The organism is Rahnella sp. 1L-D-7-B-C2 (assembly GCF_057290995.1).
The window spans coordinates 326,007-349,867 of the sequence record NZ_JBXAVQ010000004.1 but is presented as its reverse complement, the minus strand read 5'-3'; the positions used below and the strand labels follow the sequence as shown (position 1 = coordinate 349,867).

Annotated in this window: 19 protein-coding genes; 10 read left to right on the top strand and 9 right to left on the bottom strand. The window is 53.3% G+C overall.

Features of this window, described 5'->3' with window-relative positions; genetic code table 11:
- Nucleotides 1–42 precede the first annotated feature (42 nt).
- Nucleotides 43–2,115, top strand: coding sequence for a YccS/YhfK family putative transporter (locus AC0Z7K_RS10025; protein ID WP_485614215.1), 2,073 nt, complete (start codon nt 43–45; stop codon nt 2,113–2,115).
- Nucleotides 2,116–2,784: 669 nt separating this feature from the next.
- Here AC0Z7K_RS10025 and argD read toward each other — a convergent pair.
- The 6 genes from argD to AC0Z7K_RS09995 form a co-directional block, all read right to left on the bottom strand.
- Complete coding sequence (gene argD / locus AC0Z7K_RS10020) at nt 2,785–4,002, bottom strand: bifunctional acetylornithine/succinyldiaminopimelate transaminase (protein WP_485614213.1); 1,218 nt, start codon at nt 4,000–4,002, stop codon at nt 2,785–2,787.
- Nucleotides 4,003–4,169: 167 nt separating this feature from the next.
- Complete coding sequence (locus AC0Z7K_RS10015) at nt 4,170–4,745, bottom strand: aminodeoxychorismate synthase component II (RefSeq protein WP_485614211.1); 576 nt, start codon at nt 4,743–4,745, stop codon at nt 4,170–4,172.
- A gap of 53 nt (nt 4,746–4,798) precedes the next feature.
- Nucleotides 4,799–5,401, bottom strand: a complete 603-nt coding sequence (locus AC0Z7K_RS10010; RefSeq protein ID WP_413530182.1) for a putative adenosine monophosphate-protein transferase Fic — start codon at nt 5,399–5,401, stop codon at nt 4,799–4,801.
- Nucleotides 5,391–5,561, bottom strand: a complete 171-nt coding sequence (locus AC0Z7K_RS10005; RefSeq protein ID WP_112167580.1) for a YhfG family protein — start codon at nt 5,559–5,561, stop codon at nt 5,391–5,393. Before AC0Z7K_RS10005 ends, AC0Z7K_RS10010 begins: the two co-directional genes overlap by 11 nt.
- Before the next feature lie 96 nt (nt 5,562–5,657).
- Nucleotides 5,658–6,863 carry an aldose 1-epimerase family protein gene (locus tag AC0Z7K_RS10000; RefSeq protein WP_413530180.1) on the bottom strand — a complete coding sequence of 402 codons (1,206 nt, stop codon included), beginning with the start codon at nt 6,861–6,863 and terminating at the stop codon, nt 5,658–5,660.
- 242 nt (nt 6,864–7,105) lie between these two features.
- Nucleotides 7,106–8,647 carry a helicase HerA-like domain-containing protein gene (locus tag AC0Z7K_RS09995; protein WP_485614209.1) on the bottom strand — a complete coding sequence of 514 codons (1,542 nt, stop codon included), beginning with the start codon at nt 8,645–8,647 and terminating at the stop codon, nt 7,106–7,108.
- A 362-nt stretch (nt 8,648–9,009) separates the two neighbouring features.
- On the opposite strand from AC0Z7K_RS09995, the gene AC0Z7K_RS09990 reads away from it, so the two are divergent.
- Nucleotides 9,010–10,431, top strand: coding sequence for a glycoside-pentoside-hexuronide (GPH):cation symporter (locus AC0Z7K_RS09990; protein ID WP_485614208.1), 1,422 nt, complete (start codon nt 9,010–9,012; stop codon nt 10,429–10,431).
- A 45-nt stretch (nt 10,432–10,476) separates the two neighbouring features.
- The gene (locus AC0Z7K_RS09985) at nt 10,477–11,832 is read left to right on the top strand and encodes a NosD domain-containing protein (protein ID WP_485614206.1); all 1,356 of its coding nucleotides are present in this window, start codon (nt 10,477–10,479) and stop codon (nt 11,830–11,832) included.
- A gap of 78 nt (nt 11,833–11,910) precedes the next feature.
- On the opposite strand, the gene AC0Z7K_RS09980 is transcribed toward AC0Z7K_RS09985, so the two are convergent.
- Nucleotides 11,911–12,924, bottom strand: coding sequence for a LacI family DNA-binding transcriptional regulator (locus tag AC0Z7K_RS09980; protein ID WP_485614204.1), 1,014 nt, complete (start codon nt 12,922–12,924; stop codon nt 11,911–11,913).
- Nucleotides 12,925–13,205: 281 nt separating this feature from the next.
- On the opposite strand from AC0Z7K_RS09980, the gene AC0Z7K_RS09975 reads away from it, so the two are divergent.
- Together AC0Z7K_RS09975 and AC0Z7K_RS09970 are read left to right on the top strand one after the other, a co-directional pair.
- Nucleotides 13,206–13,376, top strand: a complete 171-nt coding sequence (locus AC0Z7K_RS09975) for a hypothetical protein (protein ID WP_485614202.1) — start codon at nt 13,206–13,208, stop codon at nt 13,374–13,376.
- 19 nt (nt 13,377–13,395) lie between these two features.
- On the top strand, nt 13,396–13,959 hold the full coding sequence (locus AC0Z7K_RS09970; protein WP_485614201.1) for a hypothetical protein: 564 nt from the start codon (nt 13,396–13,398) through the stop codon (nt 13,957–13,959).
- Between the two features lie 95 nt (nt 13,960–14,054).
- Here AC0Z7K_RS09970 and ppiA read toward each other — a convergent pair whose 3' ends face one another.
- On the bottom strand, nt 14,055–14,621 hold the full coding sequence (gene ppiA / locus AC0Z7K_RS09965; protein ID WP_413530174.1) for a peptidylprolyl isomerase A: 567 nt from the start codon (nt 14,619–14,621) through the stop codon (nt 14,055–14,057).
- Nucleotides 14,622–14,766: 145 nt separating this feature from the next.
- Nucleotides 14,767–16,062 (bottom strand): cytosine deaminase, encoded by a 1,296-nt coding sequence (locus AC0Z7K_RS09960; protein ID WP_485614199.1) that lies wholly within the window; start codon nt 16,060–16,062, stop codon nt 14,767–14,769.
- A gap of 200 nt (nt 16,063–16,262) precedes the next feature.
- On the opposite strand from AC0Z7K_RS09960, the gene nirB reads away from it, so the two are divergent.
- The 5 genes from nirB to AC0Z7K_RS09935 all read left to right on the top strand — a co-directional run bounded on the left by nirB (nt 16,263) and on the right by AC0Z7K_RS09935 (nt 23,838).
- Entirely contained in the window at nt 16,263–18,815 is a 2,553-nt protein-coding gene (nirB, locus tag AC0Z7K_RS09955; RefSeq protein ID WP_485614198.1) for a nitrite reductase large subunit NirB, read from the top strand.
- Nucleotides 18,812–19,162 carry a nitrite reductase small subunit NirD gene (gene nirD / locus AC0Z7K_RS09950; RefSeq protein WP_413530169.1) on the top strand — a complete coding sequence of 117 codons (351 nt, stop codon included), beginning with the start codon at nt 18,812–18,814 and terminating at the stop codon, nt 19,160–19,162. Before nirB ends, nirD begins: the two co-directional genes overlap by 4 nt.
- 61 nt (nt 19,163–19,223) lie before the next feature.
- On the top strand, nt 19,224–20,606 hold the full coding sequence (cysG, locus tag AC0Z7K_RS09945; protein WP_485614197.1) for a siroheme synthase CysG: 1,383 nt from the start codon (nt 19,224–19,226) through the stop codon (nt 20,604–20,606).
- Nucleotides 20,607–20,846: 240 nt separating this feature from the next.
- Nucleotides 20,847–22,019, top strand: coding sequence for a collagen-like triple helix repeat-containing protein (locus AC0Z7K_RS09940; protein ID WP_485614195.1), 1,173 nt, complete (start codon nt 20,847–20,849; stop codon nt 22,017–22,019).
- Between the two features lie 106 nt (nt 22,020–22,125).
- On the top strand, nt 22,126–23,838 hold the full coding sequence (locus AC0Z7K_RS09935; RefSeq protein WP_485614194.1) for a ShlB/FhaC/HecB family hemolysin secretion/activation protein: 1,713 nt from the start codon (nt 22,126–22,128) through the stop codon (nt 23,836–23,838).
- Nucleotides 23,839–23,861: the final 23 nt, after the last annotated feature.

The following is a 23,861-nucleotide window of genomic DNA, read 5'->3' as shown; positions in this document are numbered from 1 at the left end:
GCAGCTTACTGTCGCGCCTTTTTTATGGGCTAAGCTTCAGTTATGACGCTATGGCGAAGGCTGTTTTATCACCCCGAAGTGAATTACGCACTGCGCCAGACGCTGGTGTTATGTTTGCCGGTCGGCCTGTGCTGGCTGTTCGGTAATCTGCAAATGGGGTTGCTGTTCTCCCTCTGCCCCGCCTGTTGTAACGTCGCCGGTCTCGATACGCCGCACAAACGCTTCTTCAAACGTCTGATCATCGGTGGCTCGCTGTTTGCGGTGAGCAGTATTTTGCTGCAACTGATGCTGGAAAACTGGCACATCCCGCTACCGCTCATCATGCTCTCTCTCGCCTTACTGCTCGGCGTCACCGGTGAAATCAGCCCGCTGCACGCGCGTCTGTTGCCCGGCGCGCTGGTGGCGACCATCTTTACCCTGAGCATGGTCGGCATCAGGCCGATGTGGCAGGCACCCGCGCTGTTCGCCGCAGGCACGGCCTGGTACGGGCTGTTCAACTGGGCGTGGTTTCGTATCTCTAAAGAACAGCCGATGCGTGAAACCCTCAGCCAGCTGTATCTGCAACTGGCTGATTATTTCGAAGCCAAATACAGCTTGCTGACGCAGCATACTGATCCCGAAACCGCTTTACCGCCGCTGCTTGAGCGTCAGCAGCAGGTCATCGATCTTATCGCCCTGCTCTATCAGCAGTTGCACATGCTGCCGCAGCACGGACATCATCACCACAAACGGCTGTTCCAGCGTTTTCAGGTGGCGCTCGATTTACAAGAGCACATCACGGTCAGCCTGCATCAGCCGGAAGAAGTGCAAAAGCTGGTGGAAGAAAGCCATGCCGAGGCGGTGATCCGCCGCAATGCGCAGGTGATTTCCGCCAGGCTACGCGTGATTGCCGACGATATTCTTTATCACCGGCTTTCCGAACGTTTCACGATGGCGAACGAGCTGGCGGCGCTGGAAAAAATCGCCGCGCGCAACCCGGATAATCCGGTCGGCCAGTTTTGCTATTACCACTTCAGCCGCATTGCGCGCCTGTTGCGTACTCAGCGCCCGCTGTACCGCCGTGATCTGATGAACTCTCAGCCACGTCTGCCTTTCTGGCCAGCACTGAAAAGCTATCTGTCTTTCAAGTCCATCGCCCTGCGTAATGCCACGCGACTAGGCATCATTCTGGCCATCGGCAGCAGCCTCGGTCTGTTCTTCAATCTGCCAAAACCTTACTGGATTTTACTGACCATCATGCTGGTCAGCCAGAACGGCTATAACGCCACCCGCGTGAGGATCCAGCACCGTGCGCTCGGCACACTCGCCGGATTGCTGATCGCCGCCGGATTGCTGAAACTGGAGCTGCCGGAGGGCATCACGCTGTTCTGCATGCTGGTGATCACCCTGATGTCATACACGGTGCTGCGTAAAAACTACGGGCTGGCGATGGTCGGGATGACGGTCACGGCGGTCTACACCCTGCAACTGCTGGCGATGAATGGCGTACATTTCCTGGTGCCACGGCTGATCGATACGCTCATCGGCTGTGCACTGGCTTTCGGCGGCACCATCTGGCTGTGGCCGCAGTGGCAAAGCGGATTGTTGCGGCAAAATGCCCATCAGGCGCTGGAAACCGATCAGGAAGCGATCCGGTTACTCCTGCAAGATAATCCAGACGCCGTAAAACTGGCCTACGCCCGTATGCAGGTCAATCAGGCGCACAACAAGCTGTTCACCTCGCTGAATCAGGCGATGCAGGAACCGGGGTTTAACTCGCATTATCTGGCAGATATGCGTTTGTGGGTGACGCACAGTCAGTTCGTGGTAGAGCACATCAACGCGATGACCATTTTGGCGCGCGAGCATTACATGCTGCCGGAGGCTCTGGCGACGGAGTATTTGCAGACTAGTGAAATCGCGCTGCAAAGCTGCCAGCAGCGACTGATCTACGACGGTCCGAGCAGCGAGGCTCAGCTAATCAACGCGCCGGAATTGCACCCTGATATGCCGCTGACCGAGATGGAGCGCCACCTGCGGCGTGTGATTTCACATCTGAGCGTCATGCATACGATTTCTTCACTGGCGTGGAAACAGAGACCGCATCATGGGATCTGGTTGACGCGGAAGGCGTGAAGGGGGAGTCCCCTTTCAAGTTCCTTTAAAGCAGACCGAGAATATTTCGGTTTCTCACCAGCAGTGATCGCTTAACTCCTTGCGCCGAAACCGCCCAAAGAGGGCCAGGACGGGCCCTCTTTGGAATCTCCACGTCTTTTCAAAACACGCGCTTATCGCCAGACCGATGGACATGTTCTGGTACTTCCGTGGGTGGCGCAAATCCAGGCACTTCGTGCTGCCTTCACTCGGTCTTCGAGCCATTGGTCTCGAAGCCGCTCCGTTCAGCTGGATTTTTGATCGCGCCATCTCACCATCTTTTAAAGACAAAACAAATATAGGCTGAGCAAAGTATTTGGGGTTTTGAAATGATCTGAGCAAGTGAAGTTGTGACCTAAAAAGCTTTGGCCGCGTTCAAAAATCACGCCGTAGGAAGAGGTGGAAAACCGCGCATCTTTTTGCGCGGGTTGTAACCCGACCGGAGGGCACCGCACAGCGGCGGGATTTTGCGGCAATAGCGGGGGCCGCTGAAACATCGCCGGGATGCATGGCACTGGTTTGAAAAAGCGAGGGGAGTGCAGAGGGGAGAAGCTTTTCCCCTCTGCTCGGTTTCGGCGCCGAAAATCAGGTGATCACTGCTATTGAGAAATCGAAACATTCACAGTATTAACCCGGCAGGGATTGTAGGAATTATCCCCCGACAACTTTCCCCACCGCTTTCTCAAACCGCCCCATCCCCTCTTCAATATCCGCGAAGTCGATCACCAGCGAAGGCGCAAACCGCATCACATTTGGCCCCGCGACCAGCATCATCAATCCGAATTCGGCTGCCGCTGCATGAAACTCCCCGGCGCGGTTTTTGAAGGCATCCGACAACTCGGCACCAATCAATAACCCCTGACCACGGAATTCTTTGAAGATGTGATATTTCTGGTTGATGGCGTCCAGCGCGCTGATGAATTTCTCGCGGCGCTCGTCGATGCCCGCCAGCACTTCCGGCGTGTTGATAATGTCCAGTGCCGCTTCGGCGACGGCGCAGGCCAGCGGGTTACCGCCATAGGTGGTGCCGTGCTTGCCGGGTTCCATAACGGATGCCACTTCTTCGGTTGCCAACATGGCGCTCACCGGGAAGCCGCCGCCCAGCGCTTTCGCGGTGGTCAGGATGTCCGGCGTCACGCCGTAATGCATGTAGCTGAACAGTTTGCCGCTGCGGCCCATGCCGCTCTGAACTTCGTCCAGCACCAGCAGCGCCTGATGTTTGTCACACAGTTCGCGCAGGCCTTGCAGAAACTCCTGAGTGGCAGGCGTCACGCCGCCCTCGCCCTGCACCGGCTCGACCACAATCGCACAAGTATGATCGTCGATAACCGCTTTAACCGCATCCAGATCGTTAAACGGAACGTGGACGATATCGGCCGGTTTCGGGCCGAAGCCGTCGGAGTATTTCGGCTGACCGCCGACCGACACGGTGAACAGCGTGCGGCCGTGGAAAGCATTGTGGAAGGCGATGATTTTGCTTTTATACGGGCTGTGACGATGCGACGCGTAATAACGCGCCAGCTTAAATGCGGCTTCATTGGCTTCAGCGCCGGAGTTTGCGAAAAATACGCGGTCAGCAAAAGTGGCGTCGATCAGCTTCTGTGCCAGTCGCAGAGCGGGTTCGTTGGTGAACACATTGCTTACATGCCACAGGGTTTCGCCCTGTTCGTGCAAAGCCTTTACCAGTGCAGGATGACAATGCCCCAGAGCGGTCACCGCGATACCACCGGCAAAATCAACGTACTCTTTACCCTGCTGATCCCACACGCGGCTGCCCTTGCCCTTCACCGGAATAAACTTTGCTGGTGAATAAATCGGCAAAATGACTTTGTCGAACGTGCTCCGGTCTACCGCTGATTTTTCTGCCATAACCCTGCTCCCCATCTTGTTTTCGCCAGTGAGTGGTGACGATGCGCTGGAATTCATAACCATGATGGATATGAAAATATAATCATAAAATATGCATAATAAATCACTCACAGGCAAACAGAAATCGCACCTGTCAGGTAAGTAATTTTTTCGATGAGCGTAAGCGTTTAGATCTTAAGGAAATTATCCAGAAGCTGATGCCCCTGTTCGCTGAGAATACTTTCAGGATGGAACTGAACGCCATGCAGCGGCAAGGTCTTGTGCATGATGCCCATAATTTCGTCGCGCATTCCTTCACGTTCAGTCCAGGCGGTGACCTCAAAGCAGTCCGGCAGCGTATCGGGCGCAATCACCAGAGAATGGTAGCGCGTCACGGTCAGCGGGTTGTTCAGCCCGGTAAAAACGCTGCTGCCGGTGTGGCGGATCGGTGACGTTTTGCCGTGAATAGCCTGACGGGCGCGCACGATTTTCGCGCCAAATGCCTGCGCCATCGCCTGATGCCCAAGGCATACACCGAGGATCGGCAAACGGTCAGAAAAATGGGTGATGGCCTGCAAGGAAATCCCGGCCTGATCGGGGGTACAGGGGCCGGGAGAAATCACCAGATGTGACGGTGAAAGATTCTCGATATCCGCCAGCGTCAGCCGATCGTTACGCATCACTTTGACCTCTGCGCCCAGCTCGCAAAAATACTGATAGAGGTTGTAGGTGAAGGAGTCGTAGTTGTCGATCAGCAGCAGCATAATGTTCCCGGTAAAGACGAAAATTTACCGGGCAATTCTACGCATATTGTTGATCAATGTTCATCAGCAATTTCGCTAATGACGTCTTGGAAGATCGCCACCAACTGAGACTCATCGCCAAACACCGCCGTTTTATTGGCATCCAGCCACCGTTCGCGACCAACGCTTGCCCACTGAATGTCATAACCGGCATGAATAACCAGCTGCTCGGTGAAAATCCTCAGGGCGCGGCCGTTGCCTTCGCGGAACGGATGCAGCAGATTAAGGCCGGTGTAGTAATGCGCAAGCCGTTCTGCGAACTGATCCAGCGGCTGCCCGACCAGAAACTCTTCATCCTCCAGCTCCTGCATCAGCGCATTGCCTTCCTTTTCGATGTAACCGAAATGGCAAAACTGTGTATCGTCTTTATAGATGTCGATTTCGCGGAACTCGCCCGCCCACGGGTAGATATCCTGGAACAGCGCCAGATGGATAGCACACAGATGCGGTAACCCCATCACCGACGGGCCGAGGGGCATGACCGCCGCACGTAGCGCCGTGAAGGCCAGCTCAGCTTCGCGCAGACGATGCGCCTCACGGATTTCCAGCCGGTTTTTCAATACGTTGATGCCGCGATAATAGTAAGGATCGGCACCGGCCACGAGTTTATCGTTCATAGTGCCCCCTGAGTTCAGCCAGCCGCTGTGCGATTTGCTCGTTGTCCAGCGTCACTACCTCAACCTGCAAACCATCCAGTGCGCTGCTGGCCTGAAAGTTTTGCCGTTGCCGTTCACGAAAGAGTTTTTCCTGCTGCCTGAGCGTCGTTTTCTTCGCCATCATTTCCTCCCTGGCACAGCCATTAGGGCGCATACCTTGTGGAGTTAAGTATAGACAGAGAAAAAAGGGCGCCACGTCCGGCGCCCTAAACTCAGATTATTCAACAGCGATCGGTTGATCGCTGACCTCTGTTTTGTTATCGCCCTGCAAGGTTTTGACACGTTGCTCAAGCTGTTGAACCGCTTTGGCGTCCGGCAGCAGCGAGTATTTCAGTTCAAATACCGTGCTCTGACCAGGCTGCAACTGTTTCACGCGGCCCTGCTTACGTTCGATGGTCACCGGATATGCATAGTTGGTGCCCGGTTCGATACCGGTCACGTAACCCTGTTTCAGTGTGTCGGTATTTTTCCACAGCGTCAGCAACGGCAACTGATGAGTATCAAACTCAATCGACGCGCCCTTATCTCCGGCCTTGTTGACTACGCCCGCCACGGTTTTGCCCTGCGCATCGGCCAGTGGCACCATGTTGAAGACCATTTCATCGAAGCCTTTGGTCGGCCCGGCGTAGGTCTGCCAGTCGGTCAGACCTTTTTTGGCGTAATCGTTAAACGGAGAGATGGATTTAAGCGGGGCGATAAATCGCGCGCCCTGTTCAAGGATCGGCTGACCAAAGTTGCTGTGATAGATAATCTGGTAATCGTGCGGATAGTCAGAGGCGTTTGTCAGCGTATCGTGAATGGTCCACGACTGGCTTCCCGGCACGTAGCGCAGTTCCGTCCAGGTCTGGAGTTTGGCTTTTTTGAAGGTGTCTTCTTTCAGCAGGCCGCGCACGGTGATTTCAAACGGTGCTTTGTCGGCAATTTCCACTTCCACTTTGGAGGCTGGCGTATTGCCTGCACGGCCGTGAAGTGTGTAAATCATGCCGTCAGCGGTGACCGGATGGCCGGTCCATTCGAAGCCGCAGCGCACCATCATTTCGTTGAAACCTTCCAGCCAGCCCACGCCATTGCGGCTTTCCAGATTAATGTACGCCGGATTCACCACTTCCTGAACAGGTGAATCCCAGCCCAGTCGGATGTTATTACCCGTGACGTGCAGTAAATCCATCCCGCGCGTCGGGCTGAGAGCAATAGTCAGCCCTTTACTGGTAATTGTAATGACTTTGGAGCCTTCCTGTTTGCCCCCGTGCAGAACTTTTTGTTCAATGCTGAAATCAGCGCCGGCGAGGTTCAGCTTTTTGCTGTCAGTCTTCCAGTTTCCCAGTTCAGTACCGGCTTCAGCATCCGTCAGCACGATAGTTTGTGCGGCAGCCTGCCACGAAAAAAGCCCCATCACGATCCCGGTTACGAGTAATTTTTTCACATCCACTCCTTTTTGCTGAATTGATTTAGCCCAAAAGCAATTCAGCCTACAAACCCTGCTAAGTGAAAAACGTGACAGCCTTCACTTAGCGGAGTTTTCCATCAAAAATAGCCACAGGGACGTGCTTTGTATGGCGTTTATGGATGTAGATCAGGTTATTTTGCAGAGAAGAGTGCGAAGTCAGACAAGAATTTACCGGGAGAAGCTGACGCGGTTCAGCTCCTCCCTTTTAACACAAAGGATTACTTTTTACGGCCGCCCATGATTGAGCCCAATACGCCGCGCAGGATCTGACGCCCCAGGTCGCGCGCGATACTTTTGGTGACAGACTGCACCACGCCATCGCGTTTGCCGCCGCGCGGACCGGTGCTGCCGAACAGGATATCATTCAGGCCGCCCATCAGCCCGCCGCCGGAAGAGGCCTGGGCTGCAGGCTTGTTTTTGTCCCCGGTTTTTGCAGCGCCCGCAGACTGCGGCGTTTCCACCGTACCGAATCCCTGATCGACGATTTTCTCGTAGGCCGACTCACGGTCTACGCTGTCCTCGTAGCGGCCATACAGCGGTGACTGGTTAATCGCCTGATTACGTTCATCATCGCCCAGCATGCCCATTTTGGATTCCGGCGCGATGACCATTGCCCGCTGAACGACTTCGGGACGCCCCTTTTCATCGAGAAAAGAGACCAGCGCTTCACCGACGCCAAGCTCGGTGATCGCCGTTTCTGCGTCGAACGCCGGATTGGCGCGCAGCGTTTGCGCCGCCGCCTTCACCGCTTTCTGGTCACGCGGCGTGAAAGCACGCAGCGCATGCTGGACGCGGTTACCGAGCTGCCCCAACACGCTGTCGGGAATATCCAGCGGGTTCTGAGTGACGAAGTAAATTCCGACACCTTTCGAGCGGATAAGGCGCACCACCTGCTCGATTTTAGTTAGCAGCGCCTGCGGGGCGTCAGTAAACAGCAGATGCGCTTCGTCGAAGAAGAACACCAGCTTAGGCTGTTGCGGATCGCCGACTTCCGGTAAATGCTCAAACAACTCCGCCAGCAGCCACAGCAGGAATACAGAGTAGAGTTTTGGTTGATTGATAAGTTTATCCGCCGCCAGCAGATTGATGATGCCGTGACCGTTTTTATCGGTCTTCATCAGGTCATTAATGTCCAGCATCGGTTCGCCGAAGAACTGATTTGCCCCCTGGCCTTCCAGCGTTAACAGACCGCGCTGGATAGCGCCGATCGAGGCCGCATAAATATTGCCGTACTGCGTCTGAAACTGTCTGGCGTTGTCGCCGGTGAATTGCACCATCGCACGCAAATCTTTCATGTCGAGCAACAACAGGCCGTTGTCGTCGGCAATCTTAAACACCAGTTGTAACACGCCGCTTTGTACGTCGTTAAGACTGAGCAATCGCCCCAGCAGCAGCGGGCCAAGGTCAGAAATCGTCGCACGGATCGGATGGCCTTTCTCGCCGAAAATATCCCACGGAATAATGCTGCACGCCTGCGGCTGCCAGTCGGTCACGCCGATGTTGTTCAGTCGCGTGCTGAGTTTCTCCGAAGGCACACCAGCTGCGCCAATCCCTGATAAATCCCCTTTCACGTCCGCCAGAAATACCGGGATCCCGATGCGGGAAAACTGTTCGGCCATGCGTTGCAGCGTGACGGTTTTACCGGTACCTGTCGCGCCGGTTATCAGACCATGCCGGTTCGCCAGGGCGGGCAGGATCACCAGATCCTGTACCGGTTTACCTTCACTCATGGCTTTCGCAATCAGACGGGCTTCACTCATTTCATTTTCCTTGGAAGTGGAACGCAGAGGCGTTTATTAATTTCATCCGCAAAACAGGCATTGCCAAATAAAGGTGAGAGCATTACCCATCGTTTTATGTAACAAAACGACATGTGGCCTGGCTTACACTTTTTACATCTCTCCTAAATTATAGTGAATACCTCTGTCAGCATGACGTATTTATTCATTATGGTATTCATAAAAAGCGCAGCAAATAAAATCGGGTCTCTGGCGGCACAGTAGTGCGAGAACTTAATAATCCCGGTTTGCAGGGAATCAATAATTTTAGCTTATTTCACACCGTTAGCTCGGGTTGTTATGCCCTTGCTTTGTATTCATGGCTGCGCATTAAAGAGGTGTATATGTCTGTAACCACAACAGGAAATAAAAGCGCTTACGAAAAACTGAGTCGTAAAGAAAAGATTGGCTACGGCATGGGTGACGCAGGCTCATGCATGATCTGGAGTGTGCTGGCGCTGTACCTGACATGGTTTTATACCGATGTGTATGGCTTAGACCCTGCAATCGTGGGCACGTTATTTCTGGTCATCCGTATTTTTGACGCCTTTAGCGATCCCGTTATGGGCGCTATTTGCGACCGCACCAAAACCCGATGGGGTAAATTCCGGCCCTGGCTTTTGTGGATGGCCCTGCCGTTTGGTCTGTGCGCCGTCGTGATGTTCACAACGCCAGATCTCAGCGTGAGCGGAAAAATCATTTATGCCTGGGTCACTTATCTGATCATGTCATTGATCTACACCGCGATAAATATTCCGTATTGCTCGGTCGCAGGTGTGATTACGCTCAATCAGAAAGAGCGCATGGCCTGCCTGTCATGGCGTTTCTTTCTCAACGGTCTTGCGACGCTTATCGTCTCCTGTTCTATCCTGCCGCTGACTGACTGGCTGGGCAATGGCGATCGGGCCTCCGGTTTCCAGATGACAATGATGATCATGGGGGGTGCGGCGACCCTGATGTTCCTGTTCTGCTTCTCCAGCATTAAGGAGCGCGTCGTTTCAATTAAAGCCAATGATTCGTTAATGCGGGATCTGAAAGATATCGCCAAAAACGATCAATGGCTGCTGATGATTTCGATGACTTTTCTGAACGTATTTCCGGCCTTTATTCGCGGTGCGGTGACCATTTATTACGCCACCTATGTGATGCATGCGTCAGTTGGATTTATCACGTTTTTCATGGCGCTTGGTGTTGCCTGCAATATGGTGGGAAGCGTGGTCGCTAAACCGCTCACCGACCGCTTCGATAAAATTAAGCTATTTCGCATCATCAATATTATTCTCGGCATCTTGTCCTTCGCCTTGTGGTTTATCGACCCGGCATCGCTGACACCGCTGTTAGCGTTGTTTATCGTCATCAATATTCTGCATTTAATTCAGTCCGGCCCTATTCTCTGGGCGATGATGTCAGACGTTGATGATTACGGCGACTGGAAATTCGGCAAACGCCTTACCGGCATCTCTTTCGCCGGTAATCTGTTTATGCTGAAAATGGGACTGGCGGTGGCGGGTGCGATTGTCGCCTGGATACTGTCTTTTACCAGTTATATCGCCAATAAGCCCGAACAAAATACGCAGACGATTCAGGGTATTATCATGATGTTCTCACTATTACCCATGGTGAGCTATTTCATCAGCGCGTATGTAGTCCGCTACTTCAAACTGAACAATACGTTCCTCGAAAAGATTAAAGTCGATCTCGCAAAACGCGAACTGGAAAAGGATAAACACTCATCACAGGAATATCACGAAGCCCCTGTCCTTTGATGCCTGCGCATTGATTCCTTATTTATTTTACAGAAGGTTTGATTCATGTTGAGTAATCACTATTACGATGTCACAAAGTGGAATACAGGTAATCCCTGTGAGGATATTGGCGAGGTCATCAACAGCATTATCGCTGATATAAAAAGCAGACAAACAAATACTGATAATAATGAAGGCGGAAAACCAGGAGCTGCGATTTATATTCCGCCTGGCGATTATCATCTGATGACTCAGGTTGTGATTGATATCAGTTATTTGAAAATCATGGGTTCCGGCCACGGATTTACGTCTTCAAGCATTCGCTTTAACACCCCGAAAAGCGAAGTGGCAAACTGGCACGACGTATGGCCGGGAGGAAGTCGCATATTGGTGGATATATCCCCAAAAGTTGGAGAGGAAGAGTCCGCAGGGGCTGCGTTTTATGTTAAGCGGGAAGGAGAGCCCCGAATAAGCTCGGTGGAGTTTGCTGACTTCTGTATTGATGGCCTACATTTCGTTGACGATGGTTCTGGCAAGAACGATCCGGAAAACACCTACACCAATGGGAAAACCGGTATTTACATTGCAAGTGCTCAGGACTCATTTCGCATTACGGGCATGGGATTACTCTATTTAGAACATGGAATTACCAGCTATTACGCCGATGCACTCTCCATACATGATAATTTCATCGCAGAATGTGGTAATTGTATAGAACTGCGGGGTGCCGGACAGGCGTCAAAAATAACCGATAACCTGATCGGCGCGGGTTACAAAGGCTATTCCATTTATGCGCAGAACTTTGGCGGTCTTTTGGTCACGGCAAATAATGTCTTTCCCCGCGGAAGCAGCAGCGTCCATTTTTCCGGCGTGGTGCGGTCTTCTGTGACCAGTAACCGATTTCATTCTTTTTATCCGGGCATGTTGATACTTAGTGATAACTGCTCGGAAGTCCTGGTTTCTTCCAATCATTTTTTACGTGACCATGAACCCTGGGCGCCGATGCAGGGATACGATAACGGCCTGGATGATTTATATGGTCTTTTGTCTGTCAGCGGTAATAATAACTCTGTTATTGCCAATCATATTTCCGAAACCATTGAAACTCAGTACATCAGGCCATCAGGTATAAAACCTGTCATTATTCGGATTGTTTCAGGTAAGGGGAATTATATTTCTGACAACCATATTGTTGCCACCACCGAAACGTCGGAGGCACGAGATAAAACCACGGCCTCTTGTTTCGATGCGCAAGTGGGTGCATTACTGACGGTCGATGCCCTCAGGCCGCTCGACGTCATTGCTGTGCAGGTAGAAAATGCATCGCGAGAAAATACTGTGCTCGATTCCGCCACCGAGGCGCAGGTAATTCTGGACAGGACGCTCAATGCATTCAGAGCAACGCCGGTTCCGGGAGCATAACCACTGGGTAATTCCGAGTGATGGCTAAAGATAAACGGGAGCCGCAAGGCCCCCGTTCTTATACAATTCCAACTTAATTTAGGAAACCTTTGTTACTGTCATTCCCAGGCTGCTCTCACGCACAACAAGCCTGGTGGTTAACGCAATGGAATCAATATGATCTTTCTTCTCAGTACGATTGATTAACTCAAATGCCAGCTTTCCCATTTCATTAACTGGCTGTGCAATACTGGTGATATTCATCATCTGCGCAATAATCGTATTATCGAAACTGGCGACGGCAAAATCCAGCGGGATATTCCCGCCTTTGCGTTTAAGCCTTTCGATAACATAGCTCGCGGCAACGTCGTTATAAATAAACAGGCAGTTAATTTTATCTTCCTGAGCCATTATCTCATCAACGATATTATCCAGAGAATTAATATGTCCTCGGTTATTTTCACCCTCACCTTTGGGTATCCAGTAGCGATGATGTTTTTCCACGCAGTAGCCGTAGCTGACCGTTTTTTTGCAGAAAGCCGACATTTTGCGATTATCGACGCCCTCCTGACCGATAAAACCAAAGCGGGTGCGACCAATATCGATAAAGTGCTCGGCAATGGTCTCCGCCCCACGCTCCTGATTGATGGAAACGGAATTAAAAAAACGGGAAGTTTGTGTCACGATGGCAATATTCATACCGGTGTTGAGCAACCATTCCGATAAAGAAGATTCTGCCTCGGTGGGCACCCAAATCAGCGCCTCAATACCCATCCCTGCCAGCGCTCTTACCAGCTGCTTATCCTGAAAGGGCTGGTTCTGATGCGTTTTAACCAAAAGTGACTTTCCGACATAGCGGGCCTCCTCTTCCAGCGACGCTACCAGTTCACAAAAATGCGGGTTAATCAGGTTTGGCACCACCACGCCGATTAATCCCGAACATTTCCCGTTGAGCTGAATCGCACTCCGGTTAGGCGCATAGCAAAGGAAATCCATTGCGCTGTGAACTTCGCGGCGAGTTTCCGGCGAAACGCTGGGATGATTATTGATCACCCTGGATACCGTTGCGGTAGAAACACCCGCTTTTGTCGCAACATCTTTGATAGAAGCCATGTATTTAATGTCACCGGTTACATTATTACCGGTACTATAAAATTTGCGGATGACCAGAGATGCAACCCCGATCACATGTCGCATGATTACATGAAAATGGCTTCAAGATCACATTGTTAATTTAACTCTCGTCTGAATTTATTATATCTTTTTCAGCGTTGTATCAGCGACGGCACAGTTATAAAAAGTATTCGAAAATTAAATTAAAGAGAATAATCCTTTTAGCCACTAACAATGGTGGCGATACAAACTTTCATTAACAAGATAAATAAGGCTTAATCATGAGCGATGAAAACTATTATGACGTGACGGTATGGAATAACTCCGGTGCAAAAGATGATATTGGTAGCGTAATTAACAGCATCATTGCAGATATAAAATCCAGACAAACAGATAAAGATATTGATCAGGGCGGAAAACCCGGCGCGGTCATTTATTTTCCACCCGCATGACTCTTTCCGGATTAATCATATGGGTATGGTCTATCTTGAACATGGGCTGGTGGCCTATGGTTCCGATGCGCTGAGCGTGCATGATAACTTTATTGCCGAATGTGGTAGCTGCATCGAACTGCGCAATACCAGCTCTCAGGGGCAGGCAAGTAAGGTGACCGATAACTTACTGGGCGCGGGATACAACGGCTACTCACTCTATGCCAGCAACTTCTGGGGGCTCATTGTTTCGACGAATAATATGTTTCCGCGCGGCGGTAGCAGCGTGCATTTCGTCAACGTTGCCAACTCTCAAATTACCAGCAACCGTTTACACGCTTTTTATCCGGGCATGGTTATATTGGAAGAACAGAGCCAGACGGATCCTAATCAGCTCGCCTGCGAAAACAATCTTATTTCCGCTAACCACTTCTATCGTGTAAACGAATCATGGCCACCGATGCAACCCTACAATAATGGGTTGGACGATCAGTTTGGAATTGTGAGTATTCAGGGCAATACGGTTCTGGACTCCGGTACCTCGACGCAGGTCTCTATGGACACAACGCAAAACGCATTCAGGCCAACCCCTTCCATTGAGTAATCCGATCAGTTGACGCCAACGAGCGGACAAAAAAACGGCCTCCATTACTGGAAGCCGTTTTCTTAGGAACCGAAAAAACAAAATTTAGATAATAATTAAGGCAGTACTTTCGCAGATAAGATCACAATCGGCGTAGTGGGAACGTTCTGGTATGGCCCGACGTTGTCGGTTTTAACCGCAGACATTTTGTCTACCACGTCCATCCCTTTAATCACTTTACCGAAGACGGCATAGCCGAAATCACGCTGGCCGTGATCAAGGAAGGCGTTGTCTGCCACGTTGATGAAGAACTGGCTGGTCGCGCTGTCTTTATCGGCAGTACGTGCCATGGCCACGGTGCCGCGCAGGTTACGCAGGCCGTTGTCAGCTTCGTTCTTAATTGGCGCTTTGGTCGCTTTCTGTTGCATGTCAGCTGAGAAACCGCCGCCCTGCACCATAAAGCCTGGGATCACGCGATGGAATACGGTGTTGTTGTAGTAACCGCTCTGGGCGTAATCGATGAAATTTTTCACAGAAACCGGTGCTTTCGCACTGTCGAGTTCCAATTCGATATTCCCTGCTGAAGTGGTCAGCATTACGTGAGTTTCACCGGCAGCAAAAACCGGCGACATTGCAGTCAGGGATAGCAGCGCAGTGAAGGCCACTAAAGTACGTTTAAACATGACGGTTCCTTTCTCGTGAATACAAACAACAGATCTCACTGATTCTAAAGAGCCTTTACGCTCAGCGCCAGACCTTTACCTATATTTACGCTTTCGAAAAATTTATCCAGATATTTCAAAATATTACATCAGATTTCTCAGGCATTTAGCTGTTGAAATCCACCGGATAATCTTTATCAAGATGAATGACAGTTTGTGCTGGCTGGGTTTGTGCAATCACCACGCCCTCACGAACAGAATACCGCACCGGCGCCTGACGGCGAACTGCATCAAAACCACTTTCTGCCGCCAGAATCACCAGACTGGCGGCGTTGCCCACGCCCAGACCGTACCCCTGCAAGTTCATGGTACGGGCGCTGTACGTCGTGATGAGTTTCAGGCCGTCGTCAATTTGCTGATAGCCCATCAGCTGGCAGACGTGCAGGCCCATGTGCAGCACCTGTAGCATGTTGGCGGTGCCAAGCGGATACCACGGATCGAAAACATCATCGTGGCCGAAGCAAACGTTGATCCCGGCGTCGAGCATCTCTTTCACCCGGGTGATGCCGCGACGTTTCGGATAAGTATCGAAGCGCCCCTGCAAATGAATATTCACCAGTGGATTAGCAACGAAGTTAATGCCCGACATTTTCAGCAGACGGAACAGCCGCGAGGTGTACGCACCATTGTAGGAATGCATCGCGGTGGTGTGGCTGGCGGTCACGCGCTCGCCCATGTTTTCGCGCAGAGCCAGTGCGGCGACGGTTTCGACGAAGCGCGACTGCTCGTCATCAATCTCATCGCAATGCACGTCAATCAGCTTGTAGTATTTCTTCGCCAGCGCGAAGGTTTTATGCAGAGATTCCACGCCGTATTCGCGGGTGAATTCAAAATGCGGGATCGCGCCCACCACGTCAGCCCCCAGCTTCAGTGCCTCTTCCAGCAGGGCTTCGCCGTTGGGGTACGACATAATTCCCTCCTGCGGGAAGGCCACGATTTGCAGCGTTACCCACGGCGCGACTTCCGCTTTCACTTCCAGCATCGCTTTCAGCGCCGTGAGCGTCGGGTCAGACACGTCAACGTGCGTGCGCACATGCTGAATACCGTTGGCGATTTGCCATTTCAGCGTTTTCCATGCGCGTTGTCTGACGTCCTCCTGGGACAGCAGCGCCTTGCGTTCTGCCCATCGCTCGATGCCTTCGAACAGCGTACCGGACTGATTCCAGGCTGGCTGACCGGCGGTTTGCGTGGTGTCGAGATGGATATGCGGCTCGATAAACGGCGGGATGGCCAGCCCGCCCTCGCCGTCCAGAATATGCTCGCCCTGCTCATCATTTTGCGGCTGGGAAATGATCTGGCGGACAATGCCGTCTTCGATGTCGATCTGCCACAGCCCCTCACGGTCAGGCATCCGGACATTTTTAATGGTACGCAAAAGGGTTTTCGGCACGCGCGACCTCATGGTTTCAGAAAGGCGGTTGAAAGAATGCAATAACAGAACAATAGCCTGAAACTGTTTATAAATCGAAAGGTTACATAAAAACCCAATAAAATCAGTTGAGTACCACCTAGGGAGTATATTGGGAACGGCTTGATTTGCATCAATACCCCCTGTTACGCGCGCGTTATGTTTAGCCTCAGAAAATCAAAATTGAGGCAATTATGAGCAAAGTCAGACTCGCGATTATTGGTAACGGCATGGTCGGCCATCGCTTTATCGAAGACTTACTGGATAAAGCCGAGCCGGGTCAGTTCGATATCACGGTACTGTGTGAAGAGCCGCGCGTCGCCTATGACCGCGTCCATCTTTCCTCCTATTTTTCCCACCATACCGCCGAAGAGCTTTCGCTGGTGCGCGAAGGGTTCTACGAGAAGCACAATGTCAACGTGCTGATCGGTGAACGCGCCATCACGCTGAACCGCAAAGAAAAAGTCATCCACTCCAGCAGCGGCCGCACGGTGGTGTACGACAAACTGATCATCGCCACTGGTTCCTACCCGTGGGTTCCGCCGATCCTCGGTTCCGATGGTCAGGACTGCTTCGTTTACCGCACTATCGAAGATTTGCATGCTATCGAAGCCTGTGCCCGGCGCAGTAAACGGGGTGCGGTGGTCGGCGGCGGCCTGCTCGGTCTGGAAGCCGCAGGCGCGCTGAAAAACCTCGGCGTAGAAACACACGTCGTGGAATTTGCCCCCGGCCTGATGGCCGAACAGCTCGACGTGATGGGCGGCAGCCAGCTGCGCCAGAAAATTGAAAGCATGGGCGTACAGGTTCATACGGCCAAAAATACCAAAGAGATCGTTCAGGGCGGCAGTACGGCGCGTAAAACCATGGAATTCGCCGACGGCACGTCGCTTGAAGTCGATTTCATCGTCTTCTCCACCGGTATTCGTCCGCAGGATAAGCTGGCGCGTCAGTGCGATCTGGACATCGCTCCGCGCGGCGGTATCGTTATCAACGATCAGTGCCAGACCAGCGATCCGGACGTGTACGCCATCGGCGAATGTGCGTCGTGGAATCAACGTACTTTCGGTCTGGTTGCACCGGGCTATAAAATGGCACAGGTCACCGCCGATCACCTTCTTGGCCGTGAAAACAGTTTCACCGGTGCAGACATGAGCGCCAAGCTGAAGCTGCTGGGCGTTGACGTGGCGGGGATCGGCGACGCTCACGCCCGCACGCCGGGCGCACGCAGCTACGTGTATCTCGATGAGAATAAAGCGTTGTATAAGCGTCTGGTGGTCAGCGAAGACAACAAAACGCTGCTCGGCGCGGTACTGGTTGGCGACACCAGCGATTACGGCAATCTGCTCCAGTTAGTGCTGAACAGTATTCAACTGCCGGAAAACCCGGACGCGCTGATCCTGCCGGCTCATGCGGGCAGTGGCGGTGCGGTGATTGGCACTGACGCCCTGCCGGAAAGCGCGCAAATCTGTTCGTGCTTCGACGTCACCAAAGGCGACATCATCAAAGCGGTGCAAGGCGGCTGCCATACGGTAGCGGCGTTGAAATCCGCGACCAAAGCCGGTACCGGCTGTGGCGGCTGTATTCCGCTGGTCACGCAGGTGCTGAATGCTGAGCTGAGTAAGCAAGGCATCGAAGTCAATCATCATCTGTGCGAGCATTTCGCCTATTCCCGTCAGGAGCTGTATCACCTGATCCGCGTTGAAGGTATCCGCTCGTTCGACGACCTGCTGAATAAATACGGCAAAGGTTACGGCTGTGAAGTCTGTAAACCGACCGTCGGTTCTCTATTGGCCTCCTGCTGGAATGACTACGTGCTGAAGGCACAGCACACGCCGCTGCAGGACACCAACGACGTCTTCCTTGCCAACATGCAAAAAGACGGCACCTATTCGGTGATCCCACGTTCACCGGGCGGCGAAATCACGCCGCAGGGGTTGGTAGCGATTGGCGCTATTGCCGCCGAATACAATCTCTACACCAAGATCACTGGCTCCCAGCGCATCGGCATGTTCGGCGCGCAAAAAGATGATTTACCGGCGATCTGGCAAAAACTGATTAATGCCGGATTCGAAACCGGTCAGGCTTACGCCAAAGCGCTGCGCATGGCGAAAACCTGCGTCGGCAGCACCTGGTGCCGTTACGGCGTCGGCGACAGCCTCGGTTTCGGCATCAGTCTGGAAAACCGTTACAAAGGCATCCGCACGCCGCACAAAATGAAATTCGGCGTATCGGGTTGTACCCGCGAGTGCTCCGAAGCACAGGGCAAAGATGTCGGGATTATCGCGACGGAAAACGGCTGGAACCTTTACGTCTGCGGTAACGGCGGCATGAAACCGCGCCACGGCGATTTGCTGGCAGCCGATCTGGATAATGAGACGCTGCTGCGCTATCTCGACCGCTTCATGATGTTCTACATCCGCACCGCCGATAAGCTGCAACGCACCTCGGTCTGGATGGACAACCTCGAAGGTGGCATCGACTATCTGCGTAAAGTCATCATCGATAACAAACTGGGTCTGAACGAACAGCTGGAAGCCGAGCTGACACGCCTGCGTGAGTCCGCCGTTTGCGAATGGCAGGAAACGCTGAACGATCCGGCCGCGCAAACCCGCTTCACACACTTTATCAACAGCGCGCAGCGCGACCCGAACGTGCAGTTCGTTTCTGAACGCCAACAGCATCGTCCGGCGCGCCCTGACGAACGCATTCCGGTGACAGTCATCGCCGACGGGGAGGAAGTATTATGAGCCAGTGGTTAACGCTTTGTTCTGTTGAAGACATTTTGCCGGGCTGCGGTGTCTGCGCGCTGGCCGGTGATGAGCAGGTCGCGCTGTTCCGCCCGTATGCCGATGAGCAGATTTTTGCCATTTCCAACATCGATCCTTTTGCGCAGGCCAGCGTATTATCGCGCGGGCTTATCGGCGAGCATCAGGGCGAGTTGTGGGTCGCCAGTCCGCTGAAAAAACAACATTTCCGCCTGACCGACGGTTTCTGCATGGAAGACGATCAGTATTCGATTCCGGCCTATGACGTTCGCGTGCGCGACGGCCATGTCGAAATTTCTAGCGCCAGTCTTCAGGCTGAAATCGGCTAATCTTCGTGCCCTCCACGCCGCCTCCGGGCGGCGTTTTCATCTGCTTCTGAGATCATCGCTCATGGATTATTTGCCCCTTTTTTGTCAGTTAAAAAACAGAGCCTGTCTGCTGGTCGGTGCCGGTGACGTTGCTGAACGTAAAGCGCGTTTGCTGCTCGACGCAGGCGCAAAACTGACGGTCAACGCCCTCAGCTTCACGCCGCAGTTTCAGATATGGGCAGATGAAGGCAAAGTCCGCCTGCTGAAAGGCGAATTCTCTCCGCTGCTGGTGGATGAGAAATGGCTGGTGGTGGCCGCTACCGATTCCGATTTAGTCAATCTGGAAGTCAGCGAAGCCGCCGAGCATCGCCGCGTATTTTGTAATGTGGTGGATGCACCGGAAAGCGCCAGCGTGATCATGCCGTCGATCATCGACCGTTCGCCGCTGATGATCGCCGTCTCCTCCGGCGGCAATGCACCGGTGCTGGCACGTCTGTTGCGCGAGCGTCTGGAGTCCATTTTGCCGCAACATCTGGGCAAACTGGCGCAGGTAGCAGGCGGATTGCGGGCGCGGGTCAAAACGCATTTCAGCGACATGTCGGAACGCCGCCGCTGGTGGGAAAAGCTGTTTAATCATCATCGTCTGGCGCAGTCGCTGGCGAATAATGACGACGCACAGAGCGAGCAATATCTCGAAGAACTGTTCAGCGAACCGGTGGATAAACACGGCGAAGTGGTTCTGGTCGGCGCCGGGCCGGGCGATGCCGGTTTGCTGACGCTGAAAGGTTTGCAGCAGATGCAGCTGGCCGACGTGGTGGTGTATGACCGGCTGGTCTCCGATGCCGTGCTGAATCTGGTACGTCGCGACGCCGAACGGATTTTCGTTGGAAAACGCGCCGGGCATCATTGCGTTGCGCAGGAACGTATTAACGAAATCTTGCTGGAACAGGCGCAGATGGGTAAACGCGTGGTCAGGCTGAAAGGTGGCGATCCGTTTATTTTTGGCCGTGGCGGCGAAGAGCTGGAAGCGCTGAAAGCAGCCGGTATCGCGTTTTCCGTCGTGCCGGGCATTACGGCAGCGTCGGGCTGTTCCGCCTACAGCGGCATTCCGCTGACCCATCGCGCTCACGCACAGAGCGTCCGGCTGATCACCGGTCATGCTAAGCAGGACGGTGCTCTCGACTGGGCTTGTCTGGCGCAAGGCCAGCAGACACTGGTGTTTTATATGGGACTGACGCAGGCGGGAGAGATTCAGCACCGCTTGCTGGAAAACGGTCTGCCAGCAGAAACGCCTGTCGCACTGGTGGAAAACGGCACCAGCCAGGCGCAGCGGGTCGTCACCGGCGTGCTGACTGAGCTGAGCCATCTGGCAACACAGGTGCAAAGCCCGAGCCTGATCATCGTCGGCAGTGTGGTCAGTCTGCGGGAAAAACTGAACTGGTTTGCCAGTAAAACGCCGCAGTAATCCCTGGATATCTCTGCAAAACTCGAGTTATTTTTCTAATCAATTCATGGAAGTGAAATTCATCTCACTTCCATACCCTCCTTTATCAGAAAATTCTTATAACAGAATATAATTCCTGATTTTGCGAACGTTACGATCTGATTGCAAAATAATCACCCCACACAAATGGAATATTAAGAATCTTCGTCTTAAGCTTTATTTACGCCAACTGTGGCGTATACCCCCGTGGAGGGTCAAATCATGCGCCATACCATTCATGTTGGTCATGTTAACAAGGTTGCGCTCGCAATCTTGATCGCCCTGTCTCTGGCTGCCTGTAGTGGCAGCGGTGGCGGCGGTTCTTCTCATACGGCAAAAACGTCCACCACCGGTTCTGCGACGTCCGGCGATGGAACCACTTCAGGCAGTGACGGAACGACGACGGCGGGCAACGGAACGACCGGAACAGGAACAGGCACAGGAACAACCACAACCGGCGGTGACACTACCGCAGGAAATGGAACCGGTGGTGGCACAGGGACGGGAAATGGAACGGGAACAGGAACAGGGACGGGCAGCGGAACGGGTGGAACGCCATCCACCACGCTCGCCACTGGCACCATCCTGAGTAACGCGGGCGGCGCGGTCAGCGGCCTTGGCACCCAGGTCAGCAGCATCGCCAGCCAGACGCCGATCGGTAATATTCCGGTCGCGGGCACCGGCGTTGTCACCATTATCGATAGCACCGGCAAAGCTGTCACTGACGTCGGCAGTGGCGTACAAAACGGCATCGGCCAGCTGGGTACCAATCCGAATGCTATCGGCACCACCGTAGCGGGCGTACCGAAAGCCGTGGCTGATTTAGGCACCGGCGTGTCAGGTCTTGGCACGTCACTGGCGACGAATACTGCCGGAACTCCGCTCAGCGGCGTGACCGGTGCAACCGGTGGCCTGGTGAATAATGTCGGTACGCTGGTGACTAACACCGGTAACGGGCTGGCGCAGAATGTGCAAAGTGGTGCGCTTTCGGGCGTAACCACAGGGGCGACGGGGATTGTCACGCCTGTTGTCGCACAGGTACAGAACACCACCCAAACTGTCGGAGGCGCGACGGGGCTGGGCGCGCCAGTTAATGGCTTGCTAAATCAAGTTGGCGGCACCGTCAGCTCAGCCGGTACGCAGCTTTCAACCAGCACACCGGCGCTTGCCGGGCTGGGCACTGCAGTCACCGACACCGGACAAGCCGTGTCTAAAACTGGCACGATTCTGGTTCCGGCCAGCAGCACGACGACAACCACCGCCAGCAATTCCGGCGGTATCTCGGCGGGTGCGGGCGCATCTGTCTCTCAGTCAGGCGGTCTCATCGCCGGTGTCGGCACCACCGTTGGCGGGCTGACCAGCGGTCTGGGGCTGAAGCTGAACAAACCGCAGTAGTTATTTAGCATTAAAAGAAGCAGTAAAAGCCCGCTTCCGGCGCATTCGGGAGCGGGCCAACGATCGCTGAATTCCCACATTTGCCTGTGCGCTCAAAGGAATGTTTATGAGAATAAAATCCTGCATAGTGGCTTTATTGGGTTCTGCCATTGGTTACAGTTCGGCAGACATGTTCCCCACTTTAATCGACCCGAATAATCCGGCCAAACTGGCTTCGCCGATTTCCCAGCCACCGGCTAAATCGCAAAAAATCAATTTACCGGCGCAAAAAACGTTTTCTGACCTGACGCCGCAGACGCTTATCGACGTGAAGCATATTCAGTTTGTTGGCGGTACCGAATATCCGCTGGATTCACTGGCCGCACCTTTTAGCCAATATTTCGGCAAGAAAGTGCCCTTATCTTCCCTGCTGGCGGCGACGGATACGATCACCCAGCGTTATCACCGCGACGGGTTTGTGCTCTCTTACGCCTATTTACCGGCGGACAATTTTCAGGACGGCGTGGTGAAAATCGGGCTGGTCGAAGGGTATATTTCCGGCACGCAGATCCACAGTGACAATCAGCAGGTCGGCCGCTGGCTAAGTAAATTATCGCAGCACATCATGGCGGAAAAGCCGCTGACGCAGAATACGTTCGAGCGCTATACCATTCTGATGAGTCGCACGCCGGACACAAAAGTCACGGCGTCGGCCAACAATCCCAATAATATTTACGGCGCAACGACGCTGAACGTGCAGGCACTGCGGCCGCGTAACTGGAACATCGCCACCGCTGTCGATACCCGCAAAGGCGACAGCTCTGCGGTGGTCAACGCTACACTGAGCGGCCTGAGCGCCTATGGCGAACAGCTCGGCATCGCGACACTCATCCCACTGGAAGGCGATACCCGCAAAACCTATGCCGGGCTGAACTATCAACAATATCTCGGCGACGACGGCCTGCTGATGCAGCTCAAAGGCAGCTATTACAAACAGAAAGATAAGGATTACAACACTATACTTTCGTTGCCCGATGGCATTACCGTCGGGTCGCAGAATACACAGACGCAGTACAACGGCGGCGTGGTGTTCAGTTATCCACTCAAGCTGACGCGCAAACAGCAGTGGACGGTCAGCGGCGAACTGGATTATCTCGATAAAAAATATGATTACGATTTAGTGGCGCGACGCGGCGACCGCCAGGTGCAATTGCCGGGCATCAATCAGCGGATACGCTATCCGGCGGCAGAAGTGTCTCTGACTGGGTATCACGAATACGATCAGGCTTACTGGAATACCAAATTTAATGTACGCCAAGGGATGGACGGACTCGGCGCGACCAACAGCACGCCCAATGCCGATCTGACGTTTACCCGCTGGAAATTTAACGGCGATGCTGCCTACCTGTTCGACAAGAAATGGCGCCTCAGTACATCCGTGGAAGGTGACTGGTCAGATAATGATTTACCGGAACCTGAACGGGTGAATTTCGGCGCACTGCATTACGGGCGGGGGTACCCGGACAGCGATGCCCAGGGCGATTATGGCGTTGGCGGACAGGTCGAAATGCGCTACATCCACAGTCTGGATCAGGGCGAATGGCTCAAAACCATTCAGCCTTACACGGTAGTTGATGCGGCACATACCGAATTTAATCAGCAGGGATTACCGAAGCAAAATCTGTCGTCGTATGCCATCGGCGTGATGTTTGGCGATAACCGTCACTATACGTTGTCGGTAGAAGTGGCACGTCCAATTGGCGATCTGCCGGTCGATAGCAACTCACGCGACTGGCGCTATAACGCCACGTTTACCTATAACTTCAGCGCCGGTTCGTAACCTGGCGTTTGCAGGTCAGAAAG

Bases quoted from the DNA above. Each gene is read 5' to 3' on its own strand.
- cysG (WP_485614197.1), top strand. From the start codon at position 19,224: ATGGATTATTTGCCCCTTTTTTGTCAGTTAAAAAACAGAGCCTGTCTG.
- AC0Z7K_RS09990 (WP_485614208.1), top strand. From the start codon at position 9,010: ATGTCTGTAACCACAACAGGAAATAAAAGCGCTTACGAAAAACTGAGT.
- AC0Z7K_RS09935 (WP_485614194.1), top strand. From the start codon at position 22,126: ATGAGAATAAAATCCTGCATAGTGGCTTTATTGGGTTCTGCCATTGGT.
- AC0Z7K_RS10010 (WP_413530182.1), bottom strand. From the start codon at position 5,401: ATGAACGATAAACTCGTGGCCGGTGCCGATCCTTACTATTATCGCGGC.
- AC0Z7K_RS09995 (WP_485614209.1), bottom strand. From the start codon at position 8,647: ATGAGTGAAGCCCGTCTGATTGCGAAAGCCATGAGTGAAGGTAAACCG.
- AC0Z7K_RS09960 (WP_485614199.1), bottom strand. From the start codon at position 16,062: ATGAGGTCGCGCGTGCCGAAAACCCTTTTGCGTACCATTAAAAATGTC.
- argD (WP_485614213.1), bottom strand. From the start codon at position 4,002: ATGGCAGAAAAATCAGCGGTAGACCGGAGCACGTTCGACAAAGTCATT.
- AC0Z7K_RS09970 (WP_485614201.1), top strand. From the start codon at position 13,396: ATGGGTATGGTCTATCTTGAACATGGGCTGGTGGCCTATGGTTCCGAT.
- AC0Z7K_RS10005 (WP_112167580.1), bottom strand. From the start codon at position 5,561: ATGGCGAAGAAAACGACGCTCAGGCAGCAGGAAAAACTCTTTCGTGAA.
- AC0Z7K_RS09985 (WP_485614206.1), top strand. From the start codon at position 10,477: ATGTTGAGTAATCACTATTACGATGTCACAAAGTGGAATACAGGTAAT.
- AC0Z7K_RS10025 (WP_485614215.1), top strand. From the start codon at position 43: ATGACGCTATGGCGAAGGCTGTTTTATCACCCCGAAGTGAATTACGCA.
- nirB (WP_485614198.1), top strand. From the start codon at position 16,263: ATGAGCAAAGTCAGACTCGCGATTATTGGTAACGGCATGGTCGGCCAT.
- AC0Z7K_RS09940 (WP_485614195.1), top strand. From the start codon at position 20,847: ATGCGCCATACCATTCATGTTGGTCATGTTAACAAGGTTGCGCTCGCA.
- AC0Z7K_RS09975 (WP_485614202.1), top strand. From the start codon at position 13,206: ATGAGCGATGAAAACTATTATGACGTGACGGTATGGAATAACTCCGGT.
- nirD (WP_413530169.1), top strand. From the start codon at position 18,812: ATGAGCCAGTGGTTAACGCTTTGTTCTGTTGAAGACATTTTGCCGGGC.
- AC0Z7K_RS09980 (WP_485614204.1), bottom strand. From the start codon at position 12,924: ATGGCTTCTATCAAAGATGTTGCGACAAAAGCGGGTGTTTCTACCGCA.
- ppiA (WP_413530174.1), bottom strand. From the start codon at position 14,621: ATGTTTAAACGTACTTTAGTGGCCTTCACTGCGCTGCTATCCCTGACT.
- AC0Z7K_RS10015 (WP_485614211.1), bottom strand. From the start codon at position 4,745: ATGCTGCTGCTGATCGACAACTACGACTCCTTCACCTACAACCTCTAT.